Source organism: Nocardia sp. NPDC004722 (assembly GCF_053601505.1).
In genome coordinates this window covers 1-22,480 of sequence record NZ_JBSGBY010000052.1, presented here as the reverse complement: position 1 = coordinate 22,480, position 22,480 = coordinate 1, and the positions used below count along the sequence as shown (strand labels likewise).

The window sequence follows — 22,480 nt, the reverse complement described above, 5'->3', positions numbered from 1 at the left end:
GCGCACTCACGACGCCTTCGTCGACTACTTCGGCACCGCCGACCTGGAATTCGGGGCGGCCCGCAACAGCGTCACCTACCGCGCCGCCGACCTCGAGCTGCCCCACATCACCGCCGACCCCATGCTCGCGGCGGTGCTGCGCCGCCACGCCGCCGCGCTCCCCCCGCCGCCCCCGCGCGCCACCGAATGGCCCGACCGGGTGGCCAGCGCGCTCGCCGCGGTCCTCGACGAGTCCGACCCGCTCCTGGAGGAAGTCGCTCGCCGCCTCTACACCAGCCCCCGCACCCTGCAACGCCGCCTCGCCGAATCCGGCACCACCTGGAGCCTGGAAGTCGACCGCGCCCGCAAACGCCACCTGGAGCAGCCCGCACCCGATCCGGCTGCCACACAGCGGAGAGAAGCACTATGACCGGTTCGGACAGTGTGCTGCTCGCCCGCTTCGTGCTGCGGCGGGCGCGAACGATGGGGTTGAATCCGCTGGAGTTGGCGCGGGCGGCCGGTGTCGGCCCGGGCGCGCTGGACGGGCCACCGGGAAGTCTTCCGGGCCAGTGCTACCCGCGGCTGTGGGAGTTGCTGGAACAGCGGATCGGCTCGGCCCACGTGGGCTTGCTGGCAGCTCGGCGATACGGAATGGGAGAACTGGGGATGACTGATTATCTGCTGTCCACAGCCCCGAATGTCGGTGAAGGATTATGCGCCGCAGGAGAATTCGGCTCGCGCATGAGCAGTGCCCGGCGGTTGCGGGTGGCGGCCGAGACGCCTCGGCACCTCACCCTGATCACGGATACGGCGACCGACGCCGACAGCCGCGGTGCGGAGCTGGCGGCGCAGGCCAGCTTCGCCTTCCTCACCGCCCGTGCCAGATTCGGCGCGCAGGCGGCGATCGTGCCCGCGGCGATCACGTTCCGGCAGCGCGCGCCACGCCATCACGCGCCGTTCCTCGAGTTCTTCGGCACCAACGCCATCGAATTCGGCGCCGACACCAATTCGCTGACCCTGCATCGCGCCGACCTGGATCGACCGCAGCACACGGCGAATCCGGGCCTGGCCGCGGTGCTGCGGCGCGGCGCGCAGGCCACGGTGCTGACCGCGCCGCCCGCCCGCGCCTGGGCCGACCTCGTCGCGGCCGAACTCGATTCGCCGCCATGTGGAACGGTCGCACTCGACACGGTGACGCTGCACGATATGGCGCGGCAGTTGGATACCAGCGCCCGCACCCTGCAACGGCGGCTCGCCGCCGCGGGCACCAGCTGGCATCGGGAGTTGGCGTGCGCCCGCTCCCGGGCCGCGGGTGACGGGTCGTCGTGAACAGCCGATCCGATTGCCACGACAGCATTCTCATGGCCCGCTTCGCGCTGGAACGGGCCGCCGGGGCGGGACTCGACGCCGATCGGATCGCCCGGCTGGCGGGGGTGCCCGCCTGGCGCGAGGGCGGTGAGGGCACACGGGTGTCGTCGCGGTACTGCCTACGGGTGTGGGAGCTGCTGGAGCAGGAGACCGGGGATCCGGATATCGCGCTGCGCGTCACCGAGGAGAGCACGCCCGGCGAGTTCGGCTTGCTCGAATACCTTTTCGTGTCGGCGGACGACCTGGGCGCGGCGCTGGACGCCTGCATGCGCCACACCGGCAGTGTCACAACGAGTTACCGCCTCCGCATCGCCGAGCAGGACGAGCACGAGGTCCGCTACGAGGTGCTCGCCGCGGTGGACGACTGCCGGGGGCGAGAGTTGTTGCTGCAGGCGGCTTTCGCGCTGATCGTCGGCCGGGCCCGGGCGGCCACCCGCTGCCCGCTGGTACCGGTGCGGATGACCTTCCGGCAGCCCGCACCGGCGGACACCGGGCAGTTCACCGCGCTGTTCGGCACCCGCGCAATCGATTTCGACGCCGTCTCCGACACGGTGACGCTGCGGACGGCGGATCTGGCACTACCCATGAAGTCGGCCGATCCGGAGCTGACCACGGTGCTGCTGTCGTATGCGGCCACCCTGCCTGCCACGCCCGAGTTCGGGGTGACCTGGCTCGATCAGCTCGGCGCGGCCCTCGACGCGGCGCTGGAAGAGGGTCCGGCCACCCTGGAGGCGGTAGCGCGGCGGCTGCTGACATCACCAAGATCATTGCAGCGTCGCCTGGCCGATGCCGGATCCACCTGGCGCCGGGAGGTGGACCGCGCCCGGCGCCGCAGATTGCGCCGGGCCGAACACCTTTCGCGCGCTCAGCAGGCGGAATTCCTCGGCTACGCGGATCCGGCGAGCCTGCGGCGGGCGGTCAACCGGTGGCGGGAGCGCGAGGATTCCTGAGAATCCGACCCCGCCCGAGACCCGAAATCGCACCTACCGTACGGTATTCCGGCAACCACACAGCTAGGTTGGCGTGTCCCGGTTCGGTTTGGCGTCTTCGGAACTCCCCTGTGGCGTAACCGGAAACAAGACTGGTCGGGTACGCCATGACGCGCCGGCCGCGAGGCTCGCCACGGCGCCCGCAGCACCCACCCGGACCGGTTAATCGATTGGAGCTTCCTCGTGGCCCACACCGCAGAAACCGCCACCGCCTACGTCGTCACCGCCGTGGAGGCCAAGGGCACCGCCACCCGGTACGACTTCGACATCCCCGCGATCGTGAGCGCCACCCACAGCCTCACCGAGAGCTGGGATTTCCACAGCGTGGACCGGGGGATGTTCTGGAATATCGTCGCCACGTTCCTGGAGCACTGAGCAGTTCCAGGAGAGTCAGACGCCGTCGACCGACAGCACCGCGGTCATCAACGCCATCGCCGCCGCGCAAGGATCCGGCCGGTCGGTGTGATCGCGGTTGCGCACCCACCAGGTGACGGTCCCGGTATCGGCCACCGTCACCGCGCAACTCCCCGGATCCTTCGGATCGCGCCAATACATGCCGCCGAAGTTCCGGACCACCAATCGTTCGATCTGGTAACCGAATTGGCCCGCGATCCGCACCTCGCGGGACAACGTGTCGTCGCGCAGCCAGGCATACGTCAGATCGACCGCGCCGCCGCTTACCGTGGTGGCGGTCCAGTCACAGATGGTCGGCTCACTCAACCGCTTCATGTTGGTGACGTTGATGGCGCTCGCCAGTTTCTGATCCTCCAGCGGACCACAGCCCGCCAGGAAATTCGGATCGGAGGAGACGCGCGGTTCATCCTGCTTGCCGCCGTGCGAGCAGCCGGTCACCGTGGCGATCAGCAACGCCGCCACCGCGATTCGGGAATACCAGCGTGCCATCAGCCCTGCCCCGCCTGTGTCAGGGTGAGCGCGGCCAACGCTTCGACGCCCTTGCAGGACTGGGCATTCGAGCCGGAGTGCCGCACCGTCCAGTCGATGAAATCGGTGTCGCCGAACGCGACCGCCACCTCGCAGCCCGTCGTGTCCCGCCATTCGATACCGGTCTGCCCTGCGACCTCGACCGTGGCGGGTTTTCCGGTGGTCACCTGGGTGCGACGCTCCTCGAGCGAACTCCCCCGGAACCAGTGGAAGACGACCGCGTCACCACCGCCGCCCGGCTGCCATACGCAACTCATCGGATTCACCGACACCCGGTTCGCATCGGTGAGCCCGGCCTGCTGTCCGACCTCTGCGTCCGACACCCCGCCGCAGAGCCCGATCGTATTCGGCGACGGCGCTACCGCTTTGGGCGCGACGCTCGTGGTCGTGGCCGCGGCCCGCTCGGCCGAGGAGCCGCCGCAGCCCGCGACCGCCGCCCCGATCAGGGCGATCCCCGCCGCCGCGCCCACCGCTCTCATCACGCCGACCAGCGTAGGCGAACACCACCGGTCCTGCGATCCGCGCCACCATCGAATATGAATTTTGACAATTCACAGGGCATTAACTACGTTCGTAATCGCACCTCGATAGGCGAGGCTCCTGTACGAACACAGGCCACTGATCTGACGACGTCGAGAGACGCCCAAGGTTAGGACAGATTTCCCCGGATTAAGGGGTCATCCAAAGTGGCTTTCCCGCATCGGCGGAATACGTCGCACAGTGCCGAAGCTCTGACGAGAGGGGTGTTCGTCCCTTCCGGGTTCTGCCGGGCGACCTTCCCCGTGTGCGCTGACGTATCGCGTTCAACCAGTTTGAGGAGGTCGGGGCAGCCAGATGACGCCCTCTGACAGTCCGGAGTCTCCGGACCGGCCCCTCCGCCTGCGAGCGGGCCGCTAAGCACACTCACGTCGCGTCTGCCGGACGCGCGTAATCCACCGATATTCCGGTGCCGCACCCTGCGCGGTTCCGTGATATTCGCGTGCCGATTTCCGGTCGAATTCGGAAATTCCGCCAATGCCATGACACCGTCCGCACATTCGTGCGCGACGGAATTCACCGCTGCCCGAAATACCTGCCGGGCCGCGGCAGATGAGGGGACACATCCTGATGAGAATTCGCATGTACACCGCGCTGGCCGCGTTGACCAGCGCCGCCCTGCTGACCACCCACGCCACCGCGCACGCCGAACCCGCGGCCATCGAGGCCCGGGCGACGATCGTCGATCGCACGGTGCAACTGCACACCGACGCGGGCTCGCTGCGCGTCGACCACGACCGCCTGCAGATCCTCGATCCGGCCGGTCTCGTGGTGAGTTCGCTGCCGTTGCAGCTGGCCAAGCAGGGCGTCATGTACCCGATCGATGCCCGAATCGACGGCAACACCGCCGTTCTCGCGCCGCGCGTCGACCAGGCCCGGCCGCTCACCGAGGCGGAGCGCGCCGAGACCGGGCTGGCCGCCACCGCGCCCGTACGCAACTTCGACCTGAAGCCGATCGCCGTCGGCGACAGCCCCGAGGACCGCTTCAACAACGCCATGAGCCACGTCAATACCGAGATCGGCGCCGCCGTCGCGGTGGCCACGCTGCTGGGCGCGGTCATCGGCGGCCCGCTCGGGTGCCTGTTCGCCGGGGCCCTGACCACGGTCGCGGCGGGCCCGGTGGGCGCGGTCGTCGGCTGTCTGGCCGGGGCGGTCATCGGCGCGGGCATGGGGGTCGTGGTGTTCAACGTGCTCATCGGCGTGCCCGCGCTGATCGGCTCGGCCATCCACTTCTTCAATGTCGTCAACGCGCCGCCGGCTGCCGAATGAGGTGACGGACATGACTCTTGAACTCACAATTCCCAACCCTCCCAACACGACTCCGGAACTGCGCCGGGCCCGCCGCGGCCTGCGGCCCGCCGACTATCTGCTGCTGGCCGCGGGCGTGGTGCTGACGGTGTTGGTGGTCAAGCTCTTTCGCGACATCTCGGTGCCGTGGGTGCCCGGCGACAGCCCGGACACCGTCTCCACCGATCCCGCGAACCTGCCGTACTACGCGGCGCGAACCACGCTGCGCATGTTCGCCGGTCTGGTCGCGTCGATCATCTTCACGCTCGTCGTCGGCCAGTGGGCCGCACACTCCCGGCGCGCGGAGAAGGTGCTCATCCCCATGCTCGACATCCTGCAGTCGGTGCCGGTGCTGGCGCTGGTATCGATCACGGTGACGGCGTTCATCGCGCTGTTCCCGGGCTCGTACCTGGGTGCGGAGGCGGCGTGCGTGTTCGCCATCTTCACCGCGATGGCGTGGAACATGACCTTCGCCTACTACCAGTCGCTCCGCAACATGCCGCGCGAACTGGACGAATCGGCGCGCATGATGCGCCTGACCCGCTGGCAGCGGCTGACCCGGGTGGAGATTCCGGCCGCCATGATCCCCATGGTCTGGAACGGCATGATGAGCTTCGGCGGCGCCTGGTTCATGCTGGCCTCCTCGGAAGTCATCAGCGTGTCCGGCAATGATCAGGCGCTGCCCGGCATGGGCTCGTTCATCGCCGCCGCCACCTCCGAGGCCGCGGTCGGCAAGTTGCTGCTCGGCGCGGTCGTCATGGTGGCCACCATCGTGCTGGTGAACGTGCTGTTCTGGCGGCCGTTCACGGCCTGGTCGGAGCGATTCCGGGTGGAGCACACCGAATCCGCGCAGGCCCCGCGCAGCCTGGTGCTGGATCTGTTGCGGCGCACCACGATTCCCACGCGGCTCGCAACGCGGCTACGCCCGGTCGGCGAGGCCGTCGATCGCGGGATGCGGATCTTCGGGCGCGCCACCCGTTCTCCGTACGACGCGAAGCGCGGCAGCCTGGCCGGGGACGCGGTGTTCTTCGCCGCCCTGTTCGCGGCGCTGGGCTGGGGCGCGTGGACGCTGGCCCGATACTTCGAGCGCACAGTCGGTTTCGCCGAGTTCGGGCCCGCGTCGCTGATGGGTCTGGCCAGCCTCAGCCGGGTGGCGGTGCTGCTGGTGGTGTCCACCATCGTGTGGGTGCCGATCGGCGTATGGATCGGCATGAACCCGCGCATCTGCCGGTTCGCGCAGCCGATCGTGCAGGTGATGGCCAGCTTCCCGGCCCAGTTCCTCTACATCTTCGTGGTCGCGGGACTGACCTACACCGGCATCACGCTCAACTTCGGCAGCACCGTGCTGATGGCGCTGGGCGCGCAGTGGTACGTGCTGTTCAACGTGATCGCGGCCGCGGGACAGATCCCCACCGATCTGCGCGAGGCCATGGACGATCTGGGCGTGCACGGGCGGGAACGCTGGAAGTCGTTGATCCTGCCCGCGATCGCGCCCGGCTACGTGGTCGGCGCGATCACCGCCTTCGGCGGCGCCTGGAACGCCACGCTCGTCGGCGAGGTCGTCGACTCCGGCAATACGCACCTGGAGGCATTCGGGTTGGGCGCGTACATCACCGATGCCACCACGAACGACCAATTCGCGAAGGTGCTGCTGGGCACGCTCGTGATGTCCGTCGTGACCGTGGCCATCAACCGACTGGTCTGGCGGCGGCTGCAACGCACCGCCGAGAGCCGCTACGCCCTGGTCTAGAGAGGAGAACGCCATGACCACCCCCGTCATCACCGTAGATCGCGTCACCAAGAACTTCACCAACCCGTCCGGCGAGCAGCTGGCGGTCCTGTCGGATGTCCGCATGGAGTTGCGCGAGGGCGAAATCGTCGCGCTGCTCGGCAAATCCGGCTCCGGCAAGTCCACGCTGATGCGCATCATCGCCGGGCTGGTGCAGCCCTCGGCCGGGACGGCCCGGCTGCGCGACACCGAGATCACCCAGCCGAATGCCAGTACCGCCATGGTGTTTCAGACCTTCGCGCTGCTGCCGTGGCTGACCGTGCGGCAGAACGTCGAACTCGGGCTGCGCGCCCAAGGCATCGCGACCTACGAACGCGACGAGCGGGTCACCGACGCCATCGACATGATCGGGCTCGACGGCTTCGAGAACGCCTATCCCAAGGAGCTTTCCGGCGGCATGCGCCAGCGCGTCGGGTTCGCCCGCGCCCTGGTGGTGCGGCCCGAGGTGCTCCTCATGGACGAGCCGTTCTCCGCGCTGGACGTGCTCACCGCGGAGAACCTGCGCGGCGAGCTCATGCGGTTGTGGAACGAGACCGCCTTCCCCACCAAGACCATGCTGATGGTCACCCACAATATCGAGGAGGCGGTGCAGCTGGCCGACCGAATCCTGGTGCTGGACAACAACCCCGGGCGCATCAAGGGCGAGATCAAGATCGGCATGGCGCATCCGCGTGACAGCCGCACCACGCAATTCCAGAACCTGGTGGACCATGCCTACCGCATGCTCACCGACTCCCCGTACGACGGCGACCACGAGACCGTCGCCCCGACCCCCACCAACCGGCCGCTGCCCGAGGCCAGTGTGGACGGCATCGCGGGCATGCTCGATCTGGTCGCCATGAGCGGCGGCCGCGCCGATCTGCCGGAGTTGGCCACCGGGCTGCGCTTCGAACTCGACGACATCATGCCGCTGGTCGACGCCGCACGACTGCTGGGCCTGGCCACCGCCGTCGACGGCGACCTCGAACTCACCGTCGACGGCCGAATGTTCATCGACGCCGACATCGACACGGCCAAGGCCATTTTCGCGCGGCTGGCACGCGCCAAGGCCCCACTGGTCACAGCCATCGACCACGCCCTGGCCGGAGCCAAGAACCAGCGCATCCGCGACGGCTTCTTCCTGGACCTGTTGCGCCGCAACTTCACCGAGGACGCAGCCCGGCGGCAATTGCGCACCGCCGTGGACTGGGGACGCTACGGCGAACTCTACGAGTACGACGCGGACGAACGCATGTTCCTGCGACATCCGGTGGCGGCGTGAACGACGACGGTCAGTTGATCCGGGCCCTCGGCGCCGACGCGGTCACGAGGTAGCGGCGGCCCCGGATGCGTTCGGGGCGGTAACGAACGGCCGGATCGACCATGACCGGCCGGTCGTGCCGGGTTTCCACCGTCATGATGGTGCTCGAAACCTGCATGCTGTTCACCTCGTCCTCGCGGGTGTCGGTTTGTCAAAGGTGTTCGATGGGCCCGAACTGCTGTTCGTAGTTGCTCATGCTGTCGTTGAGCGTCTGCATCAGGCGGAAGATCATGGACGGCGGGAACTTCACCCGCGACACCACTTGAACCGGTTGCCGCACAATGGGTTTGCCGTCGCCGTCGATACCGGGCTCGGTGGGCAGGTGCACGACGAAATCGAGGGTGAAGTCCGTGCGGTTGTACCAGCAGGTGAAACCGTTGGCATACGCTCCTGCACTCCACGATTCCGGCACCACCACTTCGACATTCGCCGCCGGCGTCGCATCTGTCATCGGGGCGCGCCTCTCACCGGTGATTCGAGGTCCGGGTCGACTGCCCGGTGGGGCCGCCGCGACGGCGGTCCCACACGGACGACCGGACTCAACCGTTATCGACTCTGGAATTGCCGGTTCTGGTTGCGGATCTGGTGCAGCCGCAACTCCTGCTGACTGGCCCGATCCTGCGCCCGGGTGGCCTGATCGTCGGCCTGCTGAGCCAGCTGATTGGCCTGATCGGCCTGATCCTGCGCGTTCTGCGCCTTCTGCTGCGATTGGGTGGCCTCGTTCTGCGCCTGCTGAGCCTGATTCTGTGCCTGCTGAGCCTGGCTCTGCGCCCGATCCGCCTCGTTCTGCGCCTGCTGCGCCTGATTCTGCGCCTGCACGGCCTGCTGACGAGCCTGCTGTGCCTGCTGGGTGGCCTGATTGGCCTCACTCTGCGCCATATTCGCCTGGTGCTGCACCTGCCGCGTCTGCTGCTGTGCCTGCCGGGCGAGACTCTGCGCCTGCTGCGCGAACTGCCGGGCACTCTGCGCTTCCTGCCTGGCCTCGTCCACGCTCATCTGGAGTACATCGATATCCCGCTGGCTCACCGTGCCCTCACGTGTGGCCTCTGCGGTCTCCTGTGCCATTTTCGACTCCCATTCATCCGTTTCGGGGTGGTTGTCCACTGCACCGGTGGAGTGGGACGTGACAAGCCTCTGCCCCTGGTGGATCGACCGCAATGCACGCGGAACACGGTCGAAACATCGAAACCGGCACAGCTAGGAATCGAAAACCCCGATGACGCAGGCTTTATCGCGTAGGCAGCGCAGAGCAAACCGTAGGCAAGTATGTCAAGGGGTGGTCCGCTGGGCCCGGGCGCGACGCTTGCCTTCGTGCATCGCCTGCACCCGCGCGACCGGGATGGTGTGGCCCTCGGCGATCAGATCGGCTGGGAGAGATTGGGGTTCGGGCATCGACTCCGCCCAGGGGTCACGGTCGCCGAGTAGCGCGGCGGCAGTGCGGAGGGTGAAGTCGCGCGGGTGGATATGGGGCAGGTCATCCCAGCCCACCGGGAACGACACCGTCGCGCCCGGCCGGATGCGCGGACTGTAGGCGGCCACCACGGTCGCGCCCCCGGCCCGGGTGGAGTCCAGGAAAACCTTGCCGCCACGGTCTTCTCGAATGAAGGCCGTGGTGGCGAGGTCCGGATCGAGGCGTTCGGCGCGGGCCGCGATCGCGCGGGTGGCGGCCGCGGCGTCCTCGAGATCGACGCCGTCGACGACCGGCACGAAGATGTGAACGCCCTTGGAGCCACTGGTTTTCACCGCGCCCGCGAGCCCGTCCGCCTCGAGCGCCCGGCGGATCAGCTCGGCCGCGCCGACCACCTGATCGAATCCGGCCTCGGGTGCGGGGTCGATGTCCAACACGAGATGTGTTGGGCTGCCGGAATAGTCGACCAGGCCCGCAGCGGTCAGCAGGGTCACGTGATACTCGACCGCCCGCTGATTACCGAACCACAGCAGTGTGCGCACGTCGTCGCACAGTGCATAGGAGATCTCCCGCTTCGAGCTACCCGCCCACAGGGTGGCGCGGGGCACCCAGTCGGGCGTGTATTTGGGCAGGTTCTTCTGCATGAAGGGTTCCTGCCCCGGCCGCACCCGCACCACCGACAGCGGCCGCTCCCGCAGCACGGGCACCATGCGCTCCCCGACCGCCTCCAGATAGTCGATCAGATCGCCCTTGGTGGCCTCGGCCCCGTCGAACAACGGACTGTCGAGACTGGAGAACTTCAGCCCGGCCCGCACGTCATCGCCCATCGGCCCACCATGCGCCCCGACGGTTCCGTCGTCAACCACCCGCGTCAGCGCGGGGATTCCAGGTCGGCCTCGATCTCGGCCAGGATTCCGGGATGCCGACGGGACGCCAGCCACAGCCAGCCGCCGCCGATCACCAGGTACGCCAGGAAGATGTAGGGGAACAGGTCCACCGGCCAGGGCGGCAGCGGGTAGAAGCTGCCGACGGCGGGGACCAGTAGGAATACGAAGCCCGCCACTGCGAGGGCCACGGAGCGCGGCGAGAGTGCGCCGAGCTTGCGCAGGTACACCGGCGCGGCCACCACGACCATGAAGTAGACCAGAAGGAAGCCGAAGGCTGCCAGCGTGCCCGCGTCGTTGAAGATGGTGAGGGTGTCGGTGCCGGCCGACCAGCACGCGGGGACCGCCACCATGAGCACAATGTAGGCGGTGAGGGCGATGGACGGAGTCGCGTTGGCGGCGTGCACCTTTCCCAGCGCCGCGGGGAACACCGAATGCCGCGCCATCGGATAGATCAGTCGCGCACCGGCGTTCAGGCACGACAGCGACAGGGCGAAGAAGCTGATCATCGCGCCGAGGTCGATGGGGAGTTTGAAGAAGCCCACATTGTCGAGGTCGGCGAGGGCGTTCAGCGGCATGGCCAGGGTGTCGAGGGTGGCGCTGGAATCGCGGGTGCCGTAGACCTCGACGTAGCTCATCACCACGAAGAACAGTCCGGCGATGACCAGGCTCCACACCACCGCTCGCGGGATGCTGCGCAACGGATCTCGTGCTTCGCCGCCCATCGCGGTCGCGCTCTCGAAGCCCACCAGGCTGAAGATGCAGGCGACGACGGCCAGGCTCATCCCGCGCGCCGAAGTCCCGTGCAGCGACAGCTGATCGGTGTCGACGTGAATCCCGTGCGCGAACACCACCACGACGGCCAGCGCGAGAATGCAGACCACGGAAATTCCTTCGAGTATCAGCGTGAGCATCGAGGACAGCCGGACATCCTTCACCGCCAGCGCCCACGCGATAACGCCGAGCACCGCGAAGAAGACGACCGCCGGAATATTGGCGTGAATTCCGAGCAGGCTCAGCACTTCCCGGTCGAATATGGCGAACCCGGTCATTCCGGCGATACCGATGAACAGATAACACCACAGCAGCGCCCAGCCCGACAGCACGCCGCTGATCGGGCCGAGGCCGCGCCCGATGTAGGCGTACATCGAGCCCGGAGACGTCGAGCGCCGCGCGAACTGATTCAGATTGAAGGCCACGAACAGCAGCATCCCGGTGCCGAACAGGTAGGCCATCCAGGTGCCGGAACCGGCCGAGGAGAAGGCCAGCGGGATGATGAGCGCGGCGGTCATGGTCGGTGAGATCAGGGCCACCGACTGCGCCAGCAGCGCGGGGAAGCCGAGCACACCGCTGCGCAGTCCGGCGGCGGGCGGTGGTGTCGAGGTCGTGGCGGCAGGTTCGAATTCTGTGTAACTCATTGCGGTGCTTCCTTATTCGCCCCCGGAATTTCTGACACCCATGAGTGTGGGGATATCGCATTTCCGGCGAGCTGCGCACCGTTAAGGAGTGATTAATAGGATCTCACCCGTGAATTCGATCATCGAATTCACGAAGAAGACGCCGAATATCCGCCGATGTGAATGTAATTCATATCGGCGGATATTCGATATTCTCGATAGGGATCAGTCGCGGACAGCCTCGATCAGGATCTCCAACTCGTCGACGACCGCGGCTTCCAGCGCCAGCAGCGGCGGGCGCGGATCACCCGACTCGAACCCGAGCGCGCGCAGACCCGCCTTCACCGTCGCGGGCAGCGGGTACGCGACCAGCAACTTCAGCAGCGGTTCGAGTCGCCCGAAGAGCTGGTCGGCCTGGTCGATCTCGGTGTCGAGCAGCAGTTTCCAGAACCGCACCACCTGCTCCGGCACCAGACACGGTGCCGCCGTGCACCAACCGGCGGCCCCGGCCTGGAAAGCACTGCGCGCCAGTGGGTTACTGCCATTGAAGAACGGCACCGTCCCGCCGGTCAGCTCCGCGATCCGATGCATCCGCCCGATATCGCCGGTCGATTCCTTGATCATCGTGATGTTGTCGACCTCGGTGACGAGTTCGACCAGGAACTCCGGGCGCATGTCGATCCCGGTCGTGCCCGGGTTGTTGTAGGCCATCACCGGGATGCCCACCGACTCGGCGACGGCGGTGAAATGCTGCCGCAGTTCACGTTCCGACAGCCGCCAGTACGAGATGGGCAGCACCATGATCGCGTCCGCGCCGCGGCTCTCCGCGATCCGCGCCCGCTTGACGGTGCCCGCCGTGGTGACCTCGGAAACCCCGACCACGGTGGGAACCCGCCCGGCGGCGCGCTCGATGGATTCACCGGCGACGGTGGTCCATTCGTCATCGTCGAGGTAGGCGCTCTCGCCGGTGCTGCCGAGCGGGGCGAGGGCGTCCACCCCGGCGTCGATCATCCGATCGATGAGGATGTGCAGGGCGGCGGTATCGATCTTGTTCCCGTCGGCCGTGAACGGCGTCACCGGGTAGGCCACGATTCCAGAAACAGCTACAGGCATTTGCTCACTCCGAATTGTCGAGCTCGAACACATCTGGATGACGCCGGAGCACCCGACGCGCGTAGTAGGCGAAGTTGGCCTCGCTACGTTTGGGCCGCAGGGTCCAATCATGGGCCTCCCGGGCCAGACGCGGAGGCAGCGGCTTGATCTCGCCGGCCGCCATGGCCAGCAACTGGAGTTGCGCGGCACGCTCGATGAGATGCGCCAGCGAGCACGCCTCCTCGATGCTCGCCCCGACGACGAGCTGCCCGTGATGGGCCAGCAGGATGGCCCGCTTGTCGCCCAGGGCCGCCGAGATGATCTCGCCCTCCTCGTTGCCGACCGGCACACCGGGCCAGTCGGCCAGGAAGGCGCAGTCGTCGTAGAGCGGGGCCATATCCATTTGCGAGACCTGCAAAGGGATCTCGAGCATCGACAACGCCACGACATGCAGCGGATGGGTGTGCACGATGCAGTTCACATCCGGCCGGGCCCGGTAGATCCAGCTGTGGAATCGATTGGCCGGGTTGGCCATTCCCCCGCCTTCGAGGACGTTGAGGTCCTCGTCGACGAGCAGCAGGTTGGCGTCGGTGATCTCGTCGAAGCCCAGACCCAGCCGCTGAGTGAGGAACGTGCCGGGCTCCGCGCCGCGCGCCGAGATCTGCCCGGCCAGCCCCGAGTCGTGCCCGGCGTCGGACAGAGCGCGGCAGGTCAGCGCGATCTTCTGCCGATCGCTCCAGGTTCCGGCCGGGAGCTCGGTCCGCATGGCACGCTCTGCGGCGGCCATCAGTTCCGGCTTGCCCAGGTTCATCGTCGTCGCCAAGTCCCGACCCCCTTCAAGAAACTATGTGCTCGATAGGACACCATGTGTCATCACGATACGCTGAGTTTCCTGTCGCGCAACCAGGCGCGTGAGAACGAGGAGTAGCCGTGGCCGCCTTCCTGAGATCCCATCGCCGCCAGGCGGGCTTGTCGCTGGACGCCCTGGCCGAGCGCACGGGTCTGACGAAGAGCTATCTCTCCAAGATCGAACGCGGCCTGAGCACCCCGTCCATCGCGGTGGCGCTGCGCATCGCGCACGTGCTGGAAGCCGATGTGGCCCAACTGTTCTCGGACAATCCGGATCGCAGCGCGCTGATGGCCATCGAACGCGCCGGTGACCGCCCCGCACTACCGGACAGCGGTCCCGCGAACTATCAACCCCTGGCCACCCAGATCGTGGGCAAGGCGATGCAGCCGTTCATCGTGACGCCCAGCACCGAGCCGGTCACCGACCACACCGAGCATCACGGCGATGAATTCGTCTTCGTGCACCGGGGCACCGTCGAGGTGTCCATCCCGGGCAATGTGATCACCCTCGACGAGGGCGACAGTCTCTATTTCGACGCGAACACCCCGCACCGGCTGCGGTCGATCTCGCCGCAGCGGGCCGAGGTGATCATCGTCGTGCACGACCGGGACGCGAGCCGCCCGGCCTGACACCTCACCAGTACTGGTCCCGGGACCTGGGATTCGGCCGGGGCGGCGGGGCGGGCTGGCGGCGCTGCGGCGGCACCGCGACGCGCGGCTGCGCCGGGGTAACGACCGGGGAGCTCACCGCGAACGCCCCGTCGTAGGCGGATTCGGCGTGCTCGGACTCGTCGATGCCGTTCACCTCCGCCTCGCGATCGACGCGGAAACCGATCAGCTTGTGCACGATCCAGGCCAGCAGCAGCGTGGCCAGGAACGAGTACGCCATCACGGCCAGCGCTGCGATGACCTGCCGCAGCAACTGGGTGACACCGCCGCCGTAGAACAGTCCGTTGCCGCCCGCCGGATTCACCGAGGCATCGGCGAACAGCCCGATCAGCAGCGTCCCCACCAGCCCGCCGACCAGGTGCACCCCGACCACGTCGAGCGAATCGTCGTAGCCGAAGCTGAATTTCAGGCTCACCGCGAGCGCGCAGCAGACACCGGCCGCGATGCCGATGACGAGCGCGCCGATCGTGCCGACGAACCCGCAGGCGGGTGTGATGGCCACCAGCCCGGCGACCGCGCCCGAGGACGCCCCCAGCGTGGTCGGCTTCCCGTCACGCAGCTGTTCGACGATGATCCACGCCAGCGAGGCCGCGCCGGTCGCGATGGTGGTGTTTGTGAACGCCAGGGCGGCGAGATCGCCTGCGGTCAAGGCGGATCCGGCATTGAACCCGTACCAGCCGAACCACAGCAGTGACGCGCCCAGCAGCGTGAACGGCACATTGTGCGGACGTGAGACGGTGCGCGGCCAGCCCTGCCGTTTGCCGATGACGAGTGCCACCGCCAGCGCCGCGGCGCCCGCGTTGATATGCACCGCGGTGCCGCCCGCGAAGTCGAACGCCTTGAGCCGGTTCACAATCCAACCGCCGATATCCGCGGAATTACCCGACGGGTCGGTATTGGTGAACCCACTCGCACTGAAAACCCAATGCGCGACAGGGAAATACACGACCGTCACCCACAACACGGTGAAACACAGCCAGGCCCAGAATCGCGTCCGCCCCGCGATCGCCCCACTGATCAGCGCCGTCGTAATGACGGCGAACATCAACTGGAACATCACGAACGCCATGGTCGGAATCTGATGCCCCGAAGGCCCCGACACCGTCCCCTGCGTCGCCCTCAGCAGCGTGTGCGACACCCCGCCCACCAGCCCCTGGAACACGTCGCTGCCGAACGCCTCGCTGTATCCGTAGAGCAGCCACAGCGTCGAAACGACACCTAGACAGATGAAATTCATCATCAACATATTCAGGACGCTCTTGCCGCCCACCATGCCGCCGTAGAAGAACGCCAGCCCCGGCGTCATCAACATGACCAGCGCCGCACTGGCCAGCACCCACGCGGTATCTCCCGGATTCACACTCGCACCTCATATATCCAACGGGAATTCGGGCACAGCATCGAGAACCGCTGTTTCGGTGGGATGCCCGCCCGGGTTTCGAGACGATGAATTCACTGCGAGGCCCCGGGCGGCGCGCCGAAATTCTCGACGGCGTAACGCGGTGCCGGTACCGTCGACTTCGACTACCCGGGGGGACGTGTCATCGCTGCCACCGCTCTCCGAATCGATTGAGCTGCAGGACTTGTCATGACAATTGTGTACTCTGCGCCGCAGGTGACCGATGCTCGGCGGCGCGAACTTCTCTACGGCGGAGCGGTGCTCGTCTACCCCGCCGACGAGGCCTCCTCCGCATTGACCGCCTTCGCCCGGGAACTGATCAGCGAGGCCTTCGGCCCGCTGGACCCGCAGACGGCACAGCACGAACTACCGGTGGCTCGGATGGTGGAGATCCTCGCCGAACTCAAGCCGCGCTTCATCCACCACCCCCGCTCCAAGCAGCTGGTCGCCGAGCTCATGAAGGCCCGTGGCTGCGACGAGAACACCTACTTCGACGTCCCGCGCCTGCGCACCTCGACCTCCGACGGCTACCTGACCACCGGCATCTCCTACGTCTTCCACGCCCACCGCGACACCTGGTACTCGGCCCCCTTCAACCAGATCAACTGGTGGCTGCCCATCTTCCCGGTCACCGAACACAACGCGATGTGCTTCCACCCCCGCTACTTCGACACCCCCGTGCGCAATTCCTCCGACGGCTACGACTACGACGAGTGGAACCGCACCTCGCGCTACAACGCCGCCACCCACATCGGCAACGACACCCGCGTCCAGCCCAAGATCCTCGACCCCGCCGCCGACCTCGAACCCGCCGTCACCGTCCTCCCCGACCCCGGCGGCCTGATGATGTTCTCCGGCAACCAATTACACTCCTCCCTCCCCAACACCTCCGGCGTCACCCGCTTCTCCATCGACTTCCGCACCGTCCACCTCGGCGACGTCACCGCCGTCCGCGGCGCCCGCAACGTCGACTCCGCCTGCACCGGCACCAACCTCCGCGACTTCCTCCACCCGAGCACCCACACCCCCATCCCGGAAGAACTCGCCCTCGACTACCAACGCGCGGTCGGCTCCCTCCGCCCGGCGGACCGGGGGGTGCGGGTCGAGAGCCTGACCCCATGATTCGGGTACCCGGCCGGGCTCATTCGCGCTGCCGGGACCCGCGTTCGAGCATCGACGCCCGGCGCACCTTGCCCGCGTCGTCACGCAATGCCGTCGCGGTGTAGTCGAAGCTGCGGGGAACCTTGTAGCGCGCCAGCCTTTCCCCGGCGAAGGCACGCAGCTCGGCGTCGGTCAGCGCGGTGTCGGTCTGCACTATGGCGTGCACGCGTTGGCCGAGATCCTCGTCGGGCAGGCCCAGCGCGACCACCGCGTGGATCGCGGGATGCTCGCTCAGGGCGGCTTCCACCTCGGCCGGGTAGACATTCGCGCCGCCGGTGAGGATGAGGTCGGCCCGGCGGTCCTCCAGATAGAGGAAGCCGTCCGCGTCCAGCCGCCCGAGATCGCCGACCGCCTCCCAGCCGTCCACGAAGCGGGCCGCCGCGCCGACGTAATGGTAAGTGGGCGTGTCGTTCTCGGGGCGGACCAGGATCTCGCCGATCTCACCGGACGGGAGGTCCGTGCCGTTGGGATCGGTGACGCGGACTCGGCCGAACAGCGGTAGCCCCACCGAGCCGGGGCGGCGCAGCCATTCGGTCCCGTCGATATGGGTCATCATGGTGCCCTCGGTGGTGGCGTACATCTCGTGGACTCCCGCCGCGCCGACCAGGTCGATCCACGCGCGCTTCACCCAGTCCGGGCACGGTGCCGCCCCGTGCCATACCGACCGCAGCGAGGTGATGTCGTATTCTGCTGGTGCACGCTGTATTTCACGCGCGATCCGGCTCATCATCGTGGGCACCAGACTGATCCAGGTCACCCGATGGGCGGCGACGGCCCGCAAGACGGCGGTCGTCTCGAACTTGGGCAGCACCACCAGATGCTGTCCGGCCAGCAGGCCGTAGACCGAGAAGTTGAACGGCGCATTGTGATACAGCGGTCCGCAGACCAGCTGGGTATCGCCCTCGCGTTGGTCCAGGATCGTGGCGGTGCGGGTGACGTCGAGTTCACCCGGTTGCGCCGAGACGATCAGCTTCGGCCGTCCGGTGCTGCCGCCCGAGGTGGGGGCCTTCCAGGACGGTGCGACGACCTCCGGGTCGAGCGGAGCAGCCGAAACCCCAACGGGCTCGAATCCGACCGGCACCCAGTGCCGGCCCGGGTCGTGCGGCCGCGCCCCGACGACCAGGGCCGGTCGCGCCAGCTCCAGCACCGCCTCTCGCTCGGGCTCGGGCAGCAGCGGCGAAATCGGTTGCGGCACCGCGCCAAGCTTCCACAGCGCGAACAGCACCGTGTAGAACTCCGCGCCATTGGGGAGCGCGACGGTGACCAGATCTCCCGCTCGGACACCGAGATCCCGGTAGCCGCGGGCCAGGCGATCGGCCGCCGCGTCCAACTCGGCGCGGGTCCGGGTGCCCTGCGCGTCGGTGATGGCGGGCGCGTCGGGCGCGCGGGCGGCCAGCTCGGTCAGCAGCCGCCCGAGCGGAATCGGCTCAGCCATGCAGAAACCTGTCCACGAAGGCCGGTTCGACCACCAGCCCGTGCACCTGCATATTGTGGCTGTGGGCCAGCTGATGCAGCGCGAAGGCCGTGCGAATCGCCTCGGGGCGGCCGGAGGCGTCCTGGGCCGCGTTCACCGACTGCTTGGCCAGCTTCAGGGCGAACGGCGGCTGTTGCGCGATCCGGGCCGCCAGTTCCAGTGTGGCCGTGGTGAGTTCGGTGCGCGGCACCACCTTGTTCACCATGCCGATGCGCTCGGCCTCGGCGGCGCTCAGCGACTGCGAGGTGAACAACAGCTCCTTGGCCTTGCGGACGCCGAATTCATAAGGGTGATTGAAGAATTCGACGGCGTTCACGCCCATCGACACCACATAGTCGATGAACTCGGCGTCCTCGGCGGCGACGATCAGATCGCACGGCCACGCCAGCATGAGCCCGCCCGAGATCACCTTCCCGTGCACCTCGGCGATGGTCGGCTTGGGGATATTGCGCCAGCGCTCGCTGAATCCGAGATAGATCTCCTCCTCGCGCGCCATCACCCCGGCCGCACCCGGCGCTTCGAGGTCGCCGATGGGCGCGACGGTATCGAAACGGGTTGTCGCCGCCAGTGGTTCGGGTTCACGCATATCGTGTCCGGCGGAGAAGTGCGGGCCGTTGGCGGCCAACACGATGACCACGATGTCGTCATCGTGGGCGGCGCGGTCGAAGGCGTCGTTGAGGGCGTAGAGCAGTGCCGTGTCCTGGGCATTGCGCCGTTCCGGCCGGTTCAGGACGATCCGGGCCACCTTCGGGATCGGGACCTCGTAGAGGACGGGGTCGGTGATGACGGTCATCGCTTGCCCTCCCAGAGGATTCGCTCGTGGCCCGCGGGATCGGCGACCACGGTGACGGTGTCGGAAATGAGTGCGGTGGCCCGCTCGGTCGTGTCGTAGGGCGTCCAGCCGGGGTCGCCGTGGGTGATGAACTCGACCCAGGCGCGATGAACGGTGTCGGCCACGAATTGCGGCGGGTTCGGACCCAGCCGGGCCGCCAGACCGGGATCGGTGATGGTGTCGAAGACGAAGGGGATGTCCACGCCATGGCCGGAACCGAGGGTGGGTGAAGCCCAGTCGAAGCGGTAGAGCCAGGTGCCGCCGGGCTCACGGGTCTCCGCGACCCGGATCGACGGGATCCGGAAATACCAGTCGGAGATGACGGCCGAGAGCAGTTCGCCCGGTGTGGCCTCGGGGCGCTCGACGCGGTAGGCGGTGAGTGCCTCCGACGCGGGCAGGCCGTAGCCCTCGACGGCCGCCGCCAGGGTGGCCTCGTCGATGAAATCCAGTGCGCCGGAGGCGACCAGAATGGCGCGGGCCTCATCGGCGGTGGTTCCGATCAATAGCTTGACCCCCGCGCTACTGCCCGCGGCGAGCGCTTCCAGGGTCGGTTGCGGCAGCACCGCGCCGTCCACGGTGGGTACGTACGGCTGTTGCGACAGCGCGAGCGCGCCCCACTTCGCCGGGTCGGGGGCGGTCTGGATTTCGGTGATGACCGTGCGGCAGGTCTCGGCGAGCAGTTGCGGGTCGACCGTCGCGAACGCCTCGCGCTCCGGCGCGATGCCGAGCAGACGGGCCAGTTCGCGTGTCACCGTCAGAGACTGTTCGGGCAGCAGGTAGTGGTGAGCGCCGCCGCTCTGCGAAATCGCCTGCTGGAACAGCCCTTCCGCGTCCGGCGCGGCCAGCAGGGTGTTCACGCTCCACGCGCCCGCGGACTGCCCGGCGATCGTCACGCGGCCAGGGTCGCCGCCGAAGGCGGCGATATTGTCGCGCACCCAGCGCAGGGCCGCGATCTGGTCCAGGATGCCGACATCGGCGATGTCGTCCCCGGTGTAGAGGAATCCCTCCGCCGCCAGCCGGTAGTTGATCACGACGGTGACGACGCCGTCGCGGGCGAAGGCCGAACCTTCGTATTCCGGAAGCGAATTCGAGCCATTGGTGAACGCGCCGCCGTGGATCCACACCAGGACCGGCAGGCCGTCCGCGTCAACCCTGGTGTGCACGTTCAGGTTCAGGCACTCCTCACCCGGGATGCGTACCTCGGGATAGAACGGCACGTATCCGGCCACATAGTCGGCCTTGGGCACGGTCGGCCCGTGCCGTCCGGCATCGCGGACACCGGTCCAGGGCGGCGCGGGGCGCGGTGGGCGCATGCGATTCTCGCCGAACGGCGGTGCGGCATAGGGGATGCCCAGGAAGGTGAGCAGGTCGCCGTGCTGGACGCCCCGCACGATTCCCTGCTGGACGGTCACCGTATCCGACACTGTGCTTCCCATTGCGGCCTCCTCGCCTGCGGGACACCCGAAACCGGTGGTGCAACATCTCCACATCGAATTTCAGGGATGAAACATCTTGATGAGATGTTTCAGAGGCTAGAGCCAATGAAACATTCTGGCAAGGTGTTACATGAAGAAGAGAGGTGAACGATATGCTGCATGCGTGGCTCCGACACCGCTGCAACGACAGCTAGCCGAGGACTCCGATCCGCGCCGCCCCACCGCGCTCGACGCCTTCGCCCTGGCCCGCGCCGATTTCCTGGCCGGGGACCGGATCGACCTCGGGTCGATCGCGCAGCGCCTCGGCGTCAGCCGCGTCACCCTCTACCGCTGGGTCGGCACCCGCGAGCAGCTGATCGTCGAAGTGGTCTGGTGGCTCACCGAACGCACCCTCGACGCCGGCTGGAAGGAACTCGAATCCCTGCCCGGCCCAAGGGTTCCCGCCCTCCTCGGCCACCTGCTGCACGCCATCTGGGACCAGCCCGGCTCGCGCCGCTCCATCGAACGCGACAACGCGATGTACATGACCCTGCTCACCGTCGCCTCCCACGGCTTCCAGCCCCGCATGCTCGCCTACGTCCGCGACAAACTCGCCGCCGACATCGACACCGCCCGCATCCACCCCACCCTCACCCTCGACGACCTCGCCTACACCGTCCTGCGCGTAGCCGAGTCCTTCCACTACATGCCCACCCTCACCGGCGAACCCGCCGACCCCGACCGCGCCGTCCGAGTCCTCAACGCCCTCCTGGGCAACCCCGCCTGACTGCGCCGAAACACAAAAAAGCCACAGATCAAATGATCTGTGGCTTTTGTTGTGGAGCTAAGGGGACTCGAACCCCTGACCCCCACACTGCCAGTGTGGTGCGCTACCAGCTGCGCCATAGCCCCGTATTTACTTCTGTGCCAGCTGGGCGTTGCCCCGCTTGCTTGAACGAAGTTACACGACACGCATCGAACAAACCAAATCGCCTGCGTAGAGGCTGGTGGCCGCGATCTTCTCGAGGTAGTCTCGAACGCATGTTCGATAGCCGAGAGGTGGAGGCGATGGGCGAAGAGGAGCTGATCGACGCGCTGCGGCGGGCACACGGGGCGGCGGCGTTCGCACAGGCGGCGGAGATCACGGCGGTGCGGGAGGTGTATCGCCGGCATCGGGCCGGGAACGCCGCGCCGGGGGCGGGCGGGGTGCGTGCCGGGGAGTTCGCCGCGGCGGAGGTCGCGGTGGCGGTGCACGTGTCCGAGGCGGTGGCGGCGGCGCTGATCGATATCGGGTTGGCGCTGGACTCGCTACCGCAGACCAAGCTGGCCTTCGCGGCCGGGCGGATCGATCTGTCGCGGGTGCAGGTGATCGCGGACAGTCTGCGCGGGCTCGCCCGTGAAGTGCGAGAAGTGCTGGAGCCCAAGCTGATCGACGCGGCCCTGCGCTCGGATCCGGCCCGATTACGGCAGACCGCGCAACGCTGGGTGGCCCGGCTCGATCCCGAGGGCGAAACCCGCCGCCGGACCGACCGCGAACAGGACCGCGACATTCGCATTCGCGCGGTATCGGACGGGATGGCGGTCTTCGACGGCCTGCTGCCCGCCGCGGGAGCGCAGGCTCTGGCCATGCGCCTGCGCGAAATGAGCCTCCAGGTCCCCAAAGCTGGGAACGACCACGATCCCTTCCCCTCGATGGGAAGCCCAGTGGC

General features: G+C 67.6%; 23 protein-coding genes, 1 tRNA gene, 1 pseudogene and 1 riboswitch. Of the genes and pseudogenes, 11 read left to right on the top strand and 14 right to left on the bottom strand.

The annotated features are described in order from the left end of the window. The 4 genes and pseudogenes from ACWELQ_RS08585 to ACWELQ_RS08570 all read left to right on the top strand — a co-directional run. A pseudogene (locus ACWELQ_RS08585) lies at window positions 1-409 on the top strand (AraC family transcriptional regulator); the annotation flags it as partial. Next, complete coding sequence (locus ACWELQ_RS08580; RefSeq protein WP_452396399.1) at window positions 406-1,308, top strand: AraC family transcriptional regulator ligand-binding domain-containing protein; 903 nt, start codon at window positions 406-408, stop codon at window positions 1,306-1,308. The pseudogene ACWELQ_RS08585 and the gene ACWELQ_RS08580, both read left to right, overlap by 4 nt. Further along, entirely contained in the window at window positions 1,305-2,297 is a 993-nt protein-coding gene (locus tag ACWELQ_RS08575) for an AraC family transcriptional regulator ligand-binding domain-containing protein (protein WP_452396398.1), read from the top strand. Before ACWELQ_RS08580 ends, ACWELQ_RS08575 begins: the two co-directional genes overlap by 4 nt. A 222-nt stretch (window positions 2,298-2,519) precedes the next feature. Continuing rightward, window positions 2,520-2,711 carry a hypothetical protein gene (locus ACWELQ_RS08570; RefSeq protein ID WP_452396397.1) on the top strand — a complete coding sequence of 64 codons (192 nt, stop codon included), beginning with the start codon at window positions 2,520-2,522 and terminating at the stop codon, window positions 2,709-2,711. A 15-nt stretch (window positions 2,712-2,726) separates the two neighbouring features. Here ACWELQ_RS08570 and ACWELQ_RS08565 read toward each other — a convergent pair whose 3' ends face one another. Together ACWELQ_RS08565 and ACWELQ_RS08560 are read right to left on the bottom strand one after the other, a co-directional pair. Further along, a complete protein-coding gene (locus ACWELQ_RS08565) occupies window positions 2,727-3,239 on the bottom strand; it encodes a DUF3558 family protein (protein WP_452396396.1) in 513 nt (170 codons plus the stop codon). Further along, a complete protein-coding gene (locus tag ACWELQ_RS08560; protein ID WP_452396402.1) occupies window positions 3,239-3,757 on the bottom strand; it encodes a DUF3558 family protein in 519 nt (172 codons plus the stop codon). Before ACWELQ_RS08560 ends, ACWELQ_RS08565 begins: the two co-directional genes overlap by 1 nt. 97 nt (window positions 3,758-3,854) lie before the next feature. After that, window positions 3,855-4,028, top strand: a riboswitch (M-box (ykoK) riboswitch). Window positions 4,029-4,385: 357 nt separating this feature from the next. On the opposite strand from ACWELQ_RS08560, the gene ACWELQ_RS08555 reads away from it, so the two are divergent. Genes ACWELQ_RS08555 through ACWELQ_RS08545 form a run of 3 tightly spaced genes read left to right on the top strand, consistent with a single transcriptional unit; the run spans window position 4,386 to window position 8,152 of the window. Next, a complete protein-coding gene (locus ACWELQ_RS08555; RefSeq protein ID WP_452396395.1) occupies window positions 4,386-5,084 on the top strand; it encodes a hypothetical protein in 699 nt (232 codons plus the stop codon). 10 nt (window positions 5,085-5,094) lie between these two features. Then, a complete protein-coding gene (locus ACWELQ_RS08550) occupies window positions 5,095-6,852 on the top strand; it encodes an ABC transporter permease (RefSeq protein WP_452396394.1) in 1,758 nt (585 codons plus the stop codon). A 13-nt stretch (window positions 6,853-6,865) separates the two neighbouring features. Beyond that, the gene (locus ACWELQ_RS08545; protein ID WP_452396393.1) at window positions 6,866-8,152 is read left to right on the top strand and encodes an ABC transporter ATP-binding protein; all 1,287 of its coding nucleotides are present in this window, start codon (window positions 6,866-6,868) and stop codon (window positions 8,150-8,152) included. A gap of 10 nt (window positions 8,153-8,162) precedes the next feature. On the opposite strand, the gene ACWELQ_RS08540 is transcribed toward ACWELQ_RS08545, so the two are convergent. The 7 genes from ACWELQ_RS08540 to ACWELQ_RS08510 form a co-directional block, all read right to left on the bottom strand. Beyond that, window positions 8,163-8,309, bottom strand: coding sequence for a hypothetical protein (locus ACWELQ_RS08540; RefSeq protein WP_452396392.1), 147 nt, complete (start codon window positions 8,307-8,309; stop codon window positions 8,163-8,165). 33 nt (window positions 8,310-8,342) lie between these two features. Beyond that, window positions 8,343-8,642 (bottom strand): DUF3467 domain-containing protein, encoded by a 300-nt coding sequence (locus ACWELQ_RS08535; RefSeq protein ID WP_452396391.1) that lies wholly within the window; start codon window positions 8,640-8,642, stop codon window positions 8,343-8,345. 95 nt (window positions 8,643-8,737) lie between these two features. Further along, window positions 8,738-9,256 (bottom strand): hypothetical protein, encoded by a 519-nt coding sequence (locus ACWELQ_RS08530; RefSeq protein WP_452396390.1) that lies wholly within the window; start codon window positions 9,254-9,256, stop codon window positions 8,738-8,740. 204 nt (window positions 9,257-9,460) lie between these two features. Beyond that, window positions 9,461-10,426, bottom strand: coding sequence for a DNA polymerase domain-containing protein (locus ACWELQ_RS08525; protein ID WP_452396389.1), 966 nt, complete (start codon window positions 10,424-10,426; stop codon window positions 9,461-9,463). Between the two features lie 44 nt (window positions 10,427-10,470). Further along, entirely contained in the window at window positions 10,471-11,901 is a 1,431-nt protein-coding gene (locus ACWELQ_RS08520; protein ID WP_452396388.1) for an APC family permease, read from the bottom strand. Between the two features lie 204 nt (window positions 11,902-12,105). Next, complete coding sequence (locus ACWELQ_RS08515; RefSeq protein WP_452396387.1) at window positions 12,106-12,993, bottom strand: dihydrodipicolinate synthase family protein; 888 nt, start codon at window positions 12,991-12,993, stop codon at window positions 12,106-12,108. A gap of 4 nt (window positions 12,994-12,997) precedes the next feature. Next, window positions 12,998-13,783: an aldolase gene (locus ACWELQ_RS08510; protein ID WP_452396401.1), complete on the bottom strand. Its 786-nt coding sequence runs from the start codon at window positions 13,781-13,783 to the stop codon at window positions 12,998-13,000. Window positions 13,784-13,902: 119 nt separating this feature from the next. Between ACWELQ_RS08510 and ACWELQ_RS08505 the strand changes: the two genes are divergently transcribed. Next, the gene (locus tag ACWELQ_RS08505) at window positions 13,903-14,451 is read left to right on the top strand and encodes a helix-turn-helix domain-containing protein (RefSeq protein ID WP_452396386.1); all 549 of its coding nucleotides are present in this window, start codon (window positions 13,903-13,905) and stop codon (window positions 14,449-14,451) included. Window positions 14,452-14,455: 4 nt separating this feature from the next. Here ACWELQ_RS08505 and ACWELQ_RS08500 read toward each other — a convergent pair whose 3' ends face one another. Next, window positions 14,456-15,802 carry an ammonium transporter gene (locus tag ACWELQ_RS08500; RefSeq protein ID WP_452396400.1) on the bottom strand — a complete coding sequence of 449 codons (1,347 nt, stop codon included), beginning with the start codon at window positions 15,800-15,802 and terminating at the stop codon, window positions 14,456-14,458. A 276-nt stretch (window positions 15,803-16,078) separates the two neighbouring features. On the opposite strand from ACWELQ_RS08500, the gene ACWELQ_RS08495 reads away from it, so the two are divergent. After that, window positions 16,079-17,011, top strand: coding sequence for a phytanoyl-CoA dioxygenase family protein (locus ACWELQ_RS08495; protein WP_452396385.1), 933 nt, complete (start codon window positions 16,079-16,081; stop codon window positions 17,009-17,011). A 19-nt stretch (window positions 17,012-17,030) separates the two neighbouring features. On the opposite strand, the gene ACWELQ_RS08490 is transcribed toward ACWELQ_RS08495, so the two are convergent. From ACWELQ_RS08490 to ACWELQ_RS08480, 3 genes are read right to left on the bottom strand one after another with little or no spacing between them, the layout of a single operon-like run. Further along, window positions 17,031-18,485: an AMP-binding protein gene (locus ACWELQ_RS08490; protein ID WP_452396384.1), complete on the bottom strand. Its 1,455-nt coding sequence runs from the start codon at window positions 18,483-18,485 to the stop codon at window positions 17,031-17,033. Further along, window positions 18,478-19,317: an enoyl-CoA hydratase gene (locus tag ACWELQ_RS08485; protein WP_452396383.1), complete on the bottom strand. Its 840-nt coding sequence runs from the start codon at window positions 19,315-19,317 to the stop codon at window positions 18,478-18,480. Before ACWELQ_RS08485 ends, ACWELQ_RS08490 begins: the two co-directional genes overlap by 8 nt. Beyond that, a complete protein-coding gene (locus ACWELQ_RS08480) occupies window positions 19,314-20,792 on the bottom strand; it encodes a carboxylesterase/lipase family protein (RefSeq protein WP_452396382.1) in 1,479 nt (492 codons plus the stop codon). The genes ACWELQ_RS08485 and ACWELQ_RS08480 overlap by 4 nt, the downstream gene beginning before the upstream one ends. Window positions 20,793-20,955: 163 nt before the next feature. On the opposite strand from ACWELQ_RS08480, the gene ACWELQ_RS08475 reads away from it, so the two are divergent. After that, window positions 20,956-21,558 carry a QsdR family transcriptional regulator gene (locus tag ACWELQ_RS08475; RefSeq protein ID WP_452396381.1) on the top strand — a complete coding sequence of 201 codons (603 nt, stop codon included), beginning with the start codon at window positions 20,956-20,958 and terminating at the stop codon, window positions 21,556-21,558. Between the two features lie 52 nt (window positions 21,559-21,610). Here ACWELQ_RS08475 and ACWELQ_RS08470 read toward each other — a convergent pair. Further along, window positions 21,611-21,683, bottom strand: a tRNA-Ala gene (locus ACWELQ_RS08470). Between the two features lie 129 nt (window positions 21,684-21,812). Between ACWELQ_RS08470 and ACWELQ_RS08465 the strand changes: the two genes are divergently transcribed. Then, a partial coding sequence (locus tag ACWELQ_RS08465) for a DUF222 domain-containing protein (RefSeq protein WP_452396380.1) occupies window positions 21,813-22,480 on the top strand: 668 nt, incomplete at its 3' end.